Raw genomic sequence first — 12,863 nt, forward strand, 5'->3', positions numbered from 1 at the left:
GTTCGCCGCCCCCTTAGGCTCAGAATTTTGGTTCAAGCAAGCTTGCTTGCCGCAAGCACAGCACTGATTTTTTTCTTTGCTCCGTCTTCGACCAGCGCGTGTATGATCGCCGTATAATCATCCGCCAGCGCCCAGGCATTTTCTTCGTGGAAAAGACTTGTCGCATATTCCAGCGTAAAGCCGATCTTGCCGTCCTGCTCCACCGCTTCAAGCGTCAAATCGAATTTGCTGACGCCCGGATCGAACTCTTTGGGGTCAAATTCAATGCCGCCCGAACGGTAAGCGACGCGATCGATATTTTGCAAAATAAACATCGTAACGAACAGCGGGTTGCGGCTGCGGTCCTGTTCGATTCCCAGCTTTTGCACCAAATCCTCAAACGGGTAATTCTGGTGTTCCAGCGCCCGCAGTACATCCTCATGCAGTTCGGTCAAATAGTCGCCAACGGTCCGGTACGATTCCGGGAAGCTGCGAATCGCGACCGTATTGACGAACATCCCGATCAGCCCTTCCAGCTGCGCATGATTGCGGCCTGCTACCGGTGTGCCGATAATGATATCCTCGTCACCGCTCCATTTGCTCAGCAGCATCGCATAAGCTCCGAGCAGAACGGTGTACAACGTCGTGCCGCGCTCGCGCGCAAACGCCTTGATCTGGAGCGTCAGCCCCTCATCCAGTCTGAAGTTGATCAGACTGCCCTTGAAGTTTTGCAGTTCCGGTCTTGGCAAGGAAGTCTTGAGCTCCAGCGTTGGCAGTTCCCCTTCGAACGCCTCCAGCCAGTAGCGCTCATGCCCCATATAGGCCTCGCTGCCGATTTGTTCTTCTTGCCATACCGTGTAATCCCGGTACTGGATATCCAGCTCTGGCAGCTCGCCGCCGCCGTACAAAGTGGTCAGTTCCTGCAGCAGGACGCTGACGGAGACGCCGTCGGTAATAATATGATGCAAGTCCAGCAGCAGCAAATGGCGCTCCTCGCCAAGCGGAATCAATCCGGCACGGAACAGCGGGAGACTGCCGAGATCGAACGGACGGATAAAGCGCTCCATCAGCGCGCTGATGCCGCCGAATAATCCTTCGTCTCCGCCTTCCGCGAGCAGCTTGCCCGCCGCCATTCTCAGCTTAGCGCCCCGCTCCAACGAAAACACCGGCTCCGCATGCACGCGCTGGCGGAACTCGTCCTCCTCGTGATGGAACGTCGTCCTGAGCGATTCATGGCGGCGCATTATTGCAAGGAAAGCTTCCTCCAATCGCTCCACATCGAGCTTGCCCTGCATATGCACGGCGAACGGCACATGGTACATCGTTGCCTCGCCCGAGATCAGCCCCATCATAAATTGGCGGCGCTGCGCCCTCGACATCGGGTAATGCTCGCACTCCGGCTGCTTCGGAATGCGTGCGGCCGCCACGGTTCCGCTAGTGTCCAGATGGGCCGCTAAACCTTCAAGCGTAGGGTTCATAAAAATATCACGCAGCGGCATTTGGATGCCAAAGCGTTCCGCAATGCGGCTGATCATGCCCGCCGCCTTCAGGGAATGGCCTCCAAGATCGAAAAAGCTGTCCTTGGCGCTGATCGCATCCGTACCGAGCAGTTCCTTCCAAATCTCCGCCAGCTTGCGCTCGGTATCCGTCGACAGCGGAACAAGCTCTCGTGTGCCAGTGTCGGCTGGTCCCGGCTTCGGCAGCGACCTTCTGTCGATTTTGCCCGTTGGCGTAAGCGGAATCGCATCCAGAACGACCATGAAGGCCGGAACCATATAAGAAGGCAGCTTGTCCCCGAGAAATTCGCGCAACTGCGCGGTCAACCGGCCGGATGGCGTGTCGTCGTCTTGCTCTGCATCTGCTGCTGCGACGTTCAACATGACGACATACGCGCAAAGCGCATATTCCCCATCCTCTTCCTCGAATGCGGTAACGACCGTTTCCTTCACCTGCTCATGGCGAAGCAGCAGCTGTTCAATTTCACCGATTTCAATCCGGTGACCCCTGATTTTCACCTGGAAATCGCGGCGTCCCGCGTAGGCGAACTCGCCATTTTCAAGCCTGCGCCCAAGGTCGCCCGTGCGATACATGCGTTCGCCCGGCGCATACGGATTCGGCACAAAAGCGACATCCCATTCGGGATGGCTGAGATACCCGCGCCCGACGCCCGGCCCGCCGATGCAAATTTCGCCCGTCACGCCTGTCGGCTGCAGCTTCAGTCCTTCGTCAAGCACCATCATGAGGGAACCTTCGATCGGCGTACCGATCGAAATCTCCTCGCCTTCGGTCACTTCCCGCATTGAGGTCCACACCGTCGTCTCCGTCGGACCGTACAAATTAAACAATCTGGCTCCGGTAGCGGCGCGCAGCCTGCCGAGCACATCGGCCGTGAGCGGCTCCGCCCCGATCATCAATATGTGCAGCTGTTGCAAACCGTCCGTTTCGCCTCGCTGGTTCATCCACCATTTGAAGCGCGACGGCGTAATTTGCAGCACATCGATGCCGTACGTGTCGATCAGGCCTTGCAGCAAGGCGGCGTCGCCCCGTTCCTCTTCGCTCGCGAGTACAATCCGCATACCCAGCGTGAGCGGAAGCAGATTTTCAACGACAAAAATATCAAAGGAGACCGATGCCATCGCCAGGATGCTCTGGCCCTTCTCAAACGGAATCCGTTCTCGGAAGCCGCTGATGAAATGCGCCAGCCCGCGATGCTCGATCATCACTCCTTTGGGACGCCCGGTCGAGCCCGACGTATACAGCACATACGCCAAATGGTCCGGCTTATGGACTAACTCCGGATTGCCTCTGTCTGCCGCATACAGCTCCGGATCGTCCAGATACCACTCGGCAACGGCTCTCGTTACGACTCCTGCATATGCTTTTTCCGTCAGCAGAAGCGCTTCGCCGCAATCCTCAAGCATCCAGTCGATCCTCTCTTTCGGATAAGCGGGATCAATGGCGACATATGCGCCTCCGGCTTTCAGAATCCCCAAAATGGCGACAAGCAGCAGCGGGCTGCGGGACGCCATCAGCGCGACAATGCGCTCAGGCCCCACACTCTTCGCCCGCAAGGAATGGGCAAGCCGATTCGCGCGTTCGTTCAGCTCGGCGTACGTCACCGTCTCCGTGCCGAATTGAATCGCCGCCGCATCCGGCGTGCGCGCCGCCTGGCGCTCCACCTCCTGGACAAACCCCGTCCATTCCGTCGTGGCTTGCGAGGAAGCCGTCGCATCTCCTTGCTGGTCCGTCGTGTCTTTCTCGGCTCGAGTTTCCATCCTACCATTGCCCCCCTCTCTGCTAGCGGCCAGTACCGGCATGCTTCCTCCGGCCAACAGAGCCAGCAATTGATCCCGCTCGCTTTCACTCATCAGCTCAAGCTCGCCGACCGTGCGATCACGAGATCTGCACATCTCCCTTACGAGTACGGTATAGCTTTCCGCCATGCGGCGCGCGGTTTCTTCATGAAACAAATCCGTTGCGTATTCCAGTTGAAGCTCGATTTCCGCTTCCCGTTCCACCGCTTCCAGAGTCAGGTCAAATTTGCTTGTCCTCGTCTCGAACGGCATCACACCAAAGACGAGCCCGCCTGCTTCCATCACCGCCCGGTCCATATTTTGCAAGACAAACATGGCGTCAAACAAAGGATTGCGGCTTCTGTCGCTATCTGCCTTCAGCCCCTCGACCAGCTCCTCGAAAGGATACGTCTGGCGCGAAAGCGCCTCTACGACATGGTTATGCAGCTCCGCCATGTAGGCCCTTACCGTCTTGTCTCTTGCCGGCCTAGTCCGCAGCGCCAGCGTGTTGACGAACATGCCGATCATGCTATGCGTATCGGCATGTTCCCTGCCGGCGGCGGGAGTGCCCACAATCACTTCGGCCTGCCCGCTGTATTTGGCCAGCATCGCGGCAAAAGCGCCCAGCAGCACCGTATACAGCGTCGTCTTGGCTTCCCGAGCCAGCTTTCGCGCCGCTGCCGTTGTTCGCGCGTCGAGACGGAACGAATATCGGCGGCCCTTATAGCTCGGCAGAGACGGGCGCGGCCGATACGTCGGCAGCTCCAGCACAGAAAGCTTGCCTTCGAAGATTTCCATCCAGTATTGTTTATGTTCCTCATATGTGCCATTTGCAAATCCGGTTTCCTGCCACACCGCATAATCGCTGTATTGCACGCGTAACTCCGGCAGCGCTTGTCCGGCATACAGCTGCGACAGCTCATTCACCAGCAAACCGGAGGATACGCCGTCCGTAATAATGTGATGAACATCGAGCAGCAGCAGATGATCTTCCTCATTCAGCCGCAGCAGCCCCGCCCGCAGCAGCGGCAGCTTGTCCAGATGGAACGGGCGCTGGAAAACTTCCATCAGCCTCGTCACCTCGGCGCCGTCCGGCGGTGCTCCCCGCAGCGCTTCGTCTCCGGTCGACGCGGCACGATCCAGCGTCTCCAGCTTGAACGCATACGGCGGATGAACCATTTGCCTGAACTCGTCCTTTGTCATATGGAAGGTCGTCCGCAAGCTTTCATGGCGCGCGATCAGAGCCGTAAACGCGTCTTCCAGCCTCGCCGCATCCAGCCTGCCCTGCAAGCGGAGCGCAAACGGCACATGATACATGGTGGCGTCTCCGGCCAGCATCTGCATCATATATTGGCGGCGCTGGGCGCGCGACATCGGATACCAATCGCGGCGCTCCGACTTCGGGATCGGCTCGGCCGCCACAGCGGCACCGTCCCGCTCCTTCAGCCAGGCGGCTATTTCCGCAATGGAGGTAAGCTCGAATATCAGGCTAAGTGGAACCAGGGTGCCCGTCGCCTGCTGCAGCTTGCCCGCCAGCACGGCAGCCTTCAAGGAATGGCCGCCAACCTCGAAAAAGTCGTCGTGAATACCAATTGGTCCGGCCGTATCGCCCAACACTTCCTCCCAAATGGCGGCGACGCGCTCTTCCATCCCGTCTCGCGGCAGCTCCGGCTTTCCCCGCTCCCCGAAGTCCGGCTCCGGCAAGGCGCGCCGATCCACTTTCCCGTTCGGCGTCAGCGGTATCGCATCAATTGCCGCGATATAGGCCGGAATCATCGCTTCCGGCAGTTTGTCTTTCAGCTTTCTTCGCCATTCCCGCGAAGGGAGCTTGTCCGAAGCGACTACATAAGCGCACAGCTCCCTGTCGCCGCTTGCCTGCTCGCGGGCGACCACTACCGCATCCTCCACCTCGGGAAGGGAAATCAATTGCGAGCGAACCTCGTTCATTTCAATCCGCACGCCTCTGATTTTTACCTGCTGATCGGCCCGGTCCACATACACAGCGTTGCCGTCAGGCAGCCACTTTGCGATATCGCCGGTGCGATACATGAACCGGCCCTCGTTGTACGGATGCGGCAAAAAGCGCTCAGCTGTCATATCCGGTTTGTTCACATAACCGTCGGCAAGGCCGCTGCCGGCAATATACAGCTCCCCGGCTGCACCGATTGGAGCAAGCTGGCCGCCATAGCCGAATATATAAATTTCGACATTGTGCATCGGCCCGCCAATCGGCACATAGCCGCCGCGATAAGCGCCCGGCTTGTATGCGTACATATTGGAGCAGACCGTCGCCTCCGTAGGGCCGTAGCCGTTAATAATCCGCATCCCGGGATTAAGCTTCGTATACAGCTCCAGCGTTTCGTCTTTAATCGGCTCTACCCCAACGAGCATTTTGTCCAGCGTAATCGCGGAAGCCGATTGTTCCAGCAGCCGCGCAACCTCTTTCAGCAAAGACGGCGGCAAATAAGCGAATGTAATCCGCTCTTCCGCAATCACTTCGGCAATTCGCCGCGGATCAAGCAATTTCGGCTCCGGGTAAAGCACCGTGCACGCCCCGAACATAAGCGGCATAAACAGCTCCGCTACGCTGACGTCAAACGAAATATTGGTGAGGCTGAGGCATCTGTCACCCTCGCCGTATTGTCCGTCAAAAAACGTCCTGAGCGAATGTCCGAAATTGTAAAAGCTGCGGTGCGGCACCATGACGCCCTTCGGCTGACCCGTTGAACCTGAGGTATAGATGACATACATCGGGTCATCAGGATCCTGTGCCCCTGCGGCGGCAGCATCGTCTCCGCCGGAGAACAGCGTCTCATCCGTTATGTCCAGCACCTGCAAGGAGGCCGGCACGACGGTCGTAGATCCGGAACGCGCGCCGTCCGCGATTACCAGCTCCGCGCCGCTGTCCTCTAGCATATAGCGGATGCGCTCCTCTGGATGATGCGGATCTACAGGCAGATAAGCGCCTCCGGCTTTCATAACGGCGAGCATAGCGGTCAGCGTGGGGATGGAGCGCTCCGCCATGATGCCGATTACGCTGCTGCGTCCCACACCTTTGGCGCGCAAGGTTCGCGCCAGCGCATCGGTACGGCGATCCAGCTCCCGATAGGTCATGGATTCACCGCCGCAAGCTACGGCCGGCAGTTCGGGAACGGCCAGCGCCTGTTCCTTAAAGCAATCATGCAGACAGCGCGGCGGCGAAAAGTCCGCTTCGCGTCTCCCCAACGCCAGCATGTGCAGGCGCTCCTCCTCCGTCAGCATCTCCACTTCGCCTAGTGTGGCGTCGGGACGGAGCGTCACGCTGCGCAGCAGCTGCACATAATGCCGCATGAACCGCTCGGCTGTCGCGCGGCGAAACAAATCGGTATTATATTCCACGACAAGCCGCAATTCCGCACCATTCTCCACAGCCTGAATCATTAAATCGTATTTGGCGGTTCCATGCTCAAAGCGCTGGTGGCGATACGACAACCCCTCAGATGAAGCGTTTGGAATACCCAGGTTTTGCATGATGAACATCGTGTCAAACAGCGGACTCCGGCTGGCATCCCTTCTGTCCATCCATTGCGCAATTTCCTCGAATGGATAATCGGCGTGGGCGTAAGCCCCAGTCGCCATCTCTTTCACTTCGGACAAAAAAGCTCTGAACGGCTTGTCCGCGAGCGGATAAGCGCGCAGCGCCAGCGTGCCGGTGAACATGCCCGCGATCGCTTCTAGCACGCGCCTATTCCGTCCAGCAATCGGCGTGCCGACGGCAATGTCCTCGGCCCCTGTATAGTGGGCGAGGAACGTGTAATATGCCGATAGCAGCACCATAAACGGAGTCGTGCCCGATTCGGCCGCTAGGCTGCGCACAGCCTTCGTCAAACCAGCCTCGACGTAGACGTCGAACGTTTCGCCGCGATTGCCTTTGACGAGCGGCCGCGGGGCATCGGTTGGAAGCGCAAGCGTCGGCCAGTCTCCCCGGCATTGCTCGCGCCAATACCGTTCGGCGTTCCCAGAGAGCGGCCTGCTCTCCTGCCATACCGCATAATCCTTGTATTGCAGCGGCAGCGGCGGCAGCGAACCTCCCTGATATAAAGTCATCAGGTCGGACAAAAGAATGCCCGCCGACATGCCATCGGATGCAATATGGTGCATATCAAGAAACAGCACATGGCGCTCCGGCCCCAGCGTCAGCAAAGCTGCGCGGAGCAGCGGAGCCGTATCGAGCCTGAACGGCCGGAACAAGCTTTGCAGCACGGTCTCCGCTTCCGCTTCATCGGCCTCCATGCGAATCAAGCGGAAAGAAATGGCGTCGTGAACACGCTGTCTGATCTCTCCGTCGATGACGTGGAAGGTGGTACGAAGCGTCTCGTGACGCTCTACAATGGCTTGCAGGACGGCCTCCAGCCGATCTGCATCAATAACCCCGTCCAAGTGCAACAATTCAGGCAAATTATAGCTGCGATCATCCGGAATCGCCTGCTGTTGCAAATACATACGTTTCTGCGGCGATGAAACCGGATAATGCTCTTGCGGAGCCGCCTTTGGAATCGGCTCCAGCGTATCGCCGAACAAAGAGTCGGACACTTGGCCGGTCCATGGCCCGTCCTGCACTCTGGTTACTCTTGATCCGCCAACACCTCCAGCCGCCGCTTGCCCGTCACGAGTACCGTACGCCATTTTCCCGTCAATGGTGCTGGCTACCGCTTGCCCGCCGTTCGCCTCTTTCTCGCCGATCCCAACGCCTGCCCCTTGTCGATCATGCCCTGCGCTTGTTCTTTGCGCTGTCACCGCGCCGCTCTCCCTGAGACGCTGCTCGATCAGCGCTGTGAACGAAGGCAGATCCGCATGTCCCAGCAAATCCGCCGCCTGAATGCGTACGCCCACAAGCTCGCTGACCCGGTTTACTATTTTGAGCGCAATAATGGAATCTCCGCCCAGCTCATAAAACCCGGCATTCGCAGGCAATTCGTCATAACCCAGTAGCTCTCCCCAAACATCTGCGACATGCTGCTCCCATTCCAGGCGGGAGCGCTCTCCGGTTAACGTAACGCCGCGGCGACTCTGACTCGTCATCCCGCCGCTCCGCTGAAGCACGGCCTGCCATCTGGCAAACGTCTCGTTCATTTCTTGCCCAAGCTCCTCGGGAATATCTCCACCGAGCGAATATCCGCTCCAGGCGGCAAATGGCATATGAAGCGCTGCTCCAGCCCGCGTCTCCTCCACCCAGCAACGATGAGCATCGAACGGATACGTCGGAAGCGGCAGCCGATGGCAGCGTTGTCCCCGAAAGATTGCCTTCCAGTCGATCTCGTATCCGCCCACGTAACGTTGGCCCAGCTCCAGCGCTTCCAATTCCCGTTCATTTGAACCGGGTTGCTGTCTCATATTCCCGACCGGAGCTGAGTCGGCTGTCCCGAAGAGGACGTTCGGCAGCGCAAGGCCGTTAAGGCCGCTTTCGGCAACAGAATGCAAGGTGTGGACAAGCTCCTCCCAGCCGCTTACCGCAATCGCCAAGCGATACCGATGGGCTCCCCGGCCAACGGCCAAGGTGTAGCAAAGATCGGCTAGGCTGCGGTTCTCATCAGCGCGATGCTCCTGAGCCCAGTCCCGCATCAGCAGGACGAGCCGCTCCAGCGCCGTCATGCTGTGCGCTGACAAGCAGAACAGCTCCGCTCTGTCCGAATGACCCGATGGTGTACCGGTAGGAGCCTCCTCCAGCACAACATGGCAATTGGTCCCGCTCATGCCAAACGCGCTTACTCCACATCTTCTTGCTTCGCCGTTCGTCTCCCATGGCGTCAATTCGTCATTGACATAAACGGGCGAATCCACAAACGGAATGTTGCGGTTGGGCGAGCGATAATGAAGCGTTGGCGGAAGCTGCTTGTGGACAAGTGACAGGATCGCTTTGAGCAGCCCTGCAATGCCGGCGGCATGGTCGAGATGGCCGATATTGGTTTTCAGCGAGCCGATGGCGCAAAATTGCCGCTTATCGGTATATCTCCGGAAGGCGCGCGTCAGCCCGTCGATTTCGATCGGGTCACCGAGCGGGGTTCCCGTGCCATGAGCCTCCATATACGTCAAGGTTTCGGGATCAATGTCCGCATCCTGCCAGGCGCGCACAATGACGTCCTCCTGAGCGAGGGCGTTCGGGGCGGTAATGCCGACCGAACTGCCGTCCTGATTCATCGCGCTGCCTTTGATGACAGCATATATAGGGTCGCCGTCCTCCTGCGCACGCGACAGCGGCTTAAGCAGCAGCGCAATCACCCCGTCGCCAATGCCAGTTCCATCCGCCGAGTCGTCGAATGTTCTGGCCCGGTTGTCGCTTGACTCGATGCCAAGCCGTATACCGGTATCAAGCGGCAGCACGTTAATCTTGACGCTGCCGGCAATCGCCGCCTCACATTCACCGCTGCGAATTGACTGGCATGCCAGATGGACGGCTACCAGTGAGGAGGAGCAGGCGGTGTCCACGCTGATCGCCGGTCCGCGCAAATTAAGCAAATACGAAATCCGGCTCGGTATCATGGAGCTCAGATTGCCTGGCGCCGCCATGGACAAGGCATCCGGGTCCAAAGCTTCGATGATTCGCTTGTAATCATGCTGCGCGTCCCCGTTATAGCCCATAAAGACGCCGGTGCGCGAACCATGCAGCGCAGCTCCGCCGTACCCTGCATTCTCAAGCGCTCCCCAGGCCGTCTGTAGGAACAGGCGTTGCGCTGGACTCATCAGCGAGGCTTCCTTGGGCGAAAGCCGGAAAAAAGAATAGTCAAAACCCGAAATATCTTCGATATACGCCCCGTCAAAAAAGGAAACGGAGCCATATTGCACCTCCATGCGGCGCAAATACGGCTTCAATTCCTCCTTGCGGGAATCCGGAAACCCGCCTACCAGATCCTTACCACTCCGCAGAAGCTCCCAGAATGCTTCATGCGATTCCGCGCGCGGCAGCTTGGCGGATATCCCGACAATCGCAATATCCTTGAGGGAAACATTGGAGACGGATCCCCCGCTCCGCCCCTTCCGCCCGGATGTGTCTTTTTTGGTATCCAGCAAATCCAGTTGAAACATGGCGCCCTTACCTCCTAGTTAGTAATGGAATGGCTTACGGCCTGTTCTTTGTCCGCCCTTCCACCAATCCCGCGCAGCAGCAGCAACATATGCGCCGCGATGCCGAGTCCGCTGATCAGGGCTAGTAATCCAAGTGTACCGGACTGCCAATCGCCCGCCCATTGCAGCACGATATACAAAGTGCCTGTGCTGCACACATGAGCCGCAAGCGACCCCCAAAGCGAATACGACCCGGCGCGAACGGCGCCGTATACGATCGCACCAAGCGCCGCAAATGCGCCGACCGTCACATTCATAAATACCGTTCCGAACAATACGGCCTGGAGCAGAACTGTCCACGGAACCGAAAGACGTTGACGCAGCGTATGGAACAGCATTCCTCGGAAAAGCCATTCTTCCAGCAAAGACCCCAGCAGCAAACTGCCGAACACAAAAATGATCAGGCTGCCGCCAGCGACAAATGCGACCAAATCCGAAATGGGAGGAAAGGTCGCTTTTACCCACGGAAGACGGGTAAAAGCGCTGATAAACAAGCCGAGCCAGACGCCTGTCCCGGCGGAAAGCAGCAAAGATCCGGCCCGCGCAGGAACTAATCCTAAATCCTTCAGCGAAATTTTTTGCCAGCGAAGCAGTGGAATATAGACGGCAAGCACGATGATATTGGATACAATCAGCACAATGCCGGAATTGCCTTTGATCCAGTCTTTCAGCCCGGGATCGCCGACCCAGTTGTAGAGGACTTGATTGACAAGCATCACGACCGCCGCATAAATGACCAAATATAAGACGGTATTTCCCGCTATTCGCAGTCCCTTCACAATGGCGTCACCGCCTCGGAAGTCAGCGTCAAGGAGATCGAAGTGCGATGCTTGACCGCAAGGAATATGCCAACCGCAATCATGGCGGCCGCCACAGCCATCACAACCGACATGACGGTGACGTCCGTCGTCTCCGGCCCGTAATGCCAAAGCAGGTATTGGCTGCCCTGACAGGCGACTTGCGCGGCAATCGGCGCCCAAATGGATTTAAACCAGACATACAAGAGCGCAAATATAACCGCGCCGAGAAAACCGTACAGCGACAGCGGAATGTCTCCGAAAAAGAACAACGCCCCATACAACACGCCCTGAATCACAATTGCGATCCAAACCGGGAGTACGCGTCTGAACTCATTCATCAGAATGCCTCTGAACAACGTCTCCTTGTAAATATTTCCGAGAATCAGGAAAACCAGAAATACATACCATTCCGCACGGTTCAGGTAATCAAACAATTCGCGGAACTGGTACTTGTCCGATGCAATGGCGGGAAGACGGGAGAATGCGACCGTAAACAGGCCGGCTCCAAGCCCGATCCATAAAGCGATCGCTACTGATTTGCCGCCCATCACGCGAAACTTAGCCGCCTTAAACAGATTTTCTTTGAATATAAGCCTCCAGGCCAGCAGCATGAGCGGCAAACCCACCATATCGTTCAAAATAATGACGGTTACCGTGTTCTGTTCAAACCACGTGCTTTTGGGGTACACATAATCGAAAAATAATGTCGTTACGGTAAAAAACCATGCAAAATACAGGCCGATAACAACAGCCACGCGAGCCAGCATCATTCCCCACGCCTTCATGCGGTCAGCCCCCCTTTTGTGCTGCTGACGGCGTGTCAGCCGTCAGAGCTTGACCGGCGCGTGCGCCGATGCCTCCGCTGCCAGAGGTCCGCCAGACATAGACGGTACCTCCAATCAACGCAGCCAGACAGAGCGCTGTAATAATATACAGCGAAACATCGCCCAGCTTGCCAAACCATTCGTAGAACCCGATGTATTTAAACAGAAAGATTGTGCCCATGGTCGTATTCTGTACCAGAATAGGCGCCCACAGCGACCCAGTGCGCAGATACAGTGACCCGTAAATCAGGCCCGAACCGATGCTGATGACTGAAAGCGCCAGGCTCGGCTGGAAGTAGGCGTATGCTGCGGCTTGCAGCACCAGGGCCACATATACCGGCATAACCCTGCGAAGCTCGCTGAAAATGAGACCCCTGAACAATATTTCTTCAAATGCCGGGCCGATCAAACCGGCGCCCAGAATGACATACCAGATCGAATCCCCCCTGATCGTATCGTTGACAAGCGCGGGAATGGACGGAAATTGCCGCGCAATATCGTCAATGACGATCAGGCCGATACTGAACAAACTTCCGGCAAGACCCAAGCCAATCATTAACAAGACGCGCGAGGCTTTCAGCCGTTTAAAGCCCGACGCGCGAAACAGATTTTTTTCCGCATGGGGCCATATCCATCCTTTGATACGAAAGATGAGCAAATAAACAAGCGTAATCAACGTGAACAGAACAGCCATAAACATGGCTGGATTGCGATCCAGAAACTTGGCGAAGGACAGCGTCACTTCGTAATTGTAAGTAGAGCGAAGCAGATAGAGCAGCGCATAAAAGACCCCGAGATAAAGAGCGATATTACCTATCATGATCAACACTTTTTTCACAGGAATGCCCCTTTCTTCCTTCTATCAG

The 12,863-nt window shown here is 57.3% G+C and carries 4 protein-coding genes; all 4 read right to left on the reverse strand.

From position 1 onward, the window contains the following. Positions 1-32: 32 nt before the first annotated feature. From NYE54_RS17605 to NYE54_RS17620, 4 genes are read right to left on the reverse strand one after another with little or no spacing between them, the layout of a single operon-like run. Positions 33-10,334 carry an amino acid adenylation domain-containing protein gene (locus NYE54_RS17605; protein WP_339264934.1) on the reverse strand — a complete coding sequence of 3,434 codons (10,302 nt, stop codon included), beginning with the start codon at positions 10,332-10,334 and terminating at the stop codon, positions 33-35. A gap of 14 nt (positions 10,335-10,348) precedes the next feature. Continuing rightward, positions 10,349-11,152 carry a CPBP family intramembrane glutamic endopeptidase gene (locus tag NYE54_RS17610; RefSeq protein WP_339264935.1) on the reverse strand — a complete coding sequence of 268 codons (804 nt, stop codon included), beginning with the start codon at positions 11,150-11,152 and terminating at the stop codon, positions 10,349-10,351. Beyond that, on the reverse strand, positions 11,149-11,958 hold the full coding sequence (locus tag NYE54_RS17615; protein ID WP_339264937.1) for a type II CAAX endopeptidase family protein: 810 nt from the start codon (positions 11,956-11,958) through the stop codon (positions 11,149-11,151). The genes NYE54_RS17610 and NYE54_RS17615 overlap by 4 nt, the downstream gene beginning before the upstream one ends. 4 nt (positions 11,959-11,962) lie before the next feature. Further along, a complete protein-coding gene (locus NYE54_RS17620) occupies positions 11,963-12,835 on the reverse strand; it encodes a type II CAAX endopeptidase family protein (RefSeq protein WP_339264939.1) in 873 nt (290 codons plus the stop codon). Positions 12,836-12,863 lie beyond the last annotated feature (28 nt).

It is taken from the genome of Paenibacillus sp. FSL K6-1330, assembly GCF_037976825.1.
Classification (GTDB): domain Bacteria; phylum Bacillota; class Bacilli; order Paenibacillales; family Paenibacillaceae; genus Paenibacillus_AQ.

Bases quoted from the DNA above. Each gene is read 5' to 3' on its own strand.
- NYE54_RS17605 (WP_339264934.1), bottom strand. From the start codon at position 10,334: ATGTTTCAACTGGATTTGCTGGATACCAAAAAAGACACATCCGGGCGG.
- NYE54_RS17615 (WP_339264937.1), bottom strand. From the start codon at position 11,958: ATGAAGGCGTGGGGAATGATGCTGGCTCGCGTGGCTGTTGTTATCGGC.